The organism is Streptomyces sp. NPDC001348 (genome assembly GCF_053597535.1).
In genome coordinates this window covers 1-1,291 of sequence record NZ_JBSFIK010000093.1, presented here as the reverse complement: position 1 = coordinate 1,291, position 1,291 = coordinate 1, and the positions used below count along the sequence as shown (strand labels likewise).

1 protein-coding gene is annotated in these 1,291 nt (G+C 70.3%); it reads left to right on the top strand.

Going from position 1 to position 1,291, the window contains the following annotated elements:
* Nucleotides 1-1,291: alpha-1,4-glucan--maltose-1-phosphate maltosyltransferase (locus ACWC21_RS41335; RefSeq protein ID WP_450890000.1), on the top strand; the 1,291-nt coding region annotated here is incomplete at both ends.

Genomic DNA, 1,291 nt, shown 5'->3' with positions numbered 1-1,291 from the left:
CGGACGCGCCGGGGATGTGGACGTACTCCGTGGAGGCGTGGGGCGATCCGGTCGCCACCTGGCGGCACCACGCGCGGATCAAGGTGCCGGCGGGGATCGACACCGAGCTGGTGCTTCAGGAGGGGGCCCGGCTCTTCGAGCGGGCGGCCGCCGGGGTGCCGGAGGAGGACGGGCGCGCGGTGGTGCTGGAGGCGGTGGCGGCGCTGCTCGCGCAGGACAGGCCGGCCGCCTGGCGGCTGGCGGCGGCGCTGGAGCCGCAGGTGGCCGAGGTCCTGGCCCGTCATCCGCTGCGGGAGCTGGTCACCGCCTCGGAGACGCTGGCGCTGCTGGTGGAACGTGAACGGGCGCTGTACGGCTCGTGGTACGAGTTCTTCCCCCGCTCCGAGGGCACTCCCGAGCAGCCGCACGGCACCTTCCGCAGTGCCGCCCGGCGGCTGGACGCGATCGCGGCGATGGGTTTCGACGTCGTCTACCTGCCGCCGATCCATCCCATCGGGCACACCTTCCGCAAGGGCCGCAACAACACCCTCACCCCCGGGCCTGACGATGTGGGCGTGCCCTGGGCGATCGGCTCGGCCGAGGGCGGCCACGACGCGGTCCACCCCGCTCTGGGCACGATCGAGGACTTCGACCGCTTCGTCGCCCGCGCCGGCGAACTCGGCCTGGAGGTCGCCCTCGACTTCGCCCTGCAGTGCTCGCCGGACCATCCGTGGGTGGACAAGCATCCGGAGTGGTTCCACCACCGTGCCGACGGGACGATCGCGTATGCGGAGAACCCGCCGAAGAAGTACCAGGACATCTATCCCATCGCCTTCGACGCCGACATGGACGGTCTGGTCGCCGAGACGGTGCGCGTCCTTGGGCACTGGATGGCGCACGGGGTGCGGATCTTCCGGGTGGACAATCCCCACACCAAGCCGCCTGTGTTCTGGGAACGGGTGATCGCCGAGGTCAACCGCACCGATCCGGGTGTGATCTTCCTGGCCGAGGCCTTCACCCGTCCGGCGATGATGCACACCCTGGCCCAGATCGGTTTCCAGCAGTCCTACACCTATTTCACCTGGCGCAACACCAAGGAGGAGCTCACCGAGTACCTGACCGAGCTGACCGGTGAGGCGGCCGCCTACATGCGGCCGAACTTCTTCGCCAACACCCCCGACATCCTGCACGCCTACCTCCAGCACGGCGGCCGCCCCGCCTTCGAGGCCCGCGCGGTGCTGGCCGCGACGCTCTCCCCCACCTGGGGCATCTACAGCGGCTACGAACTGTGTGAGAACACGCCGTTGCGCGA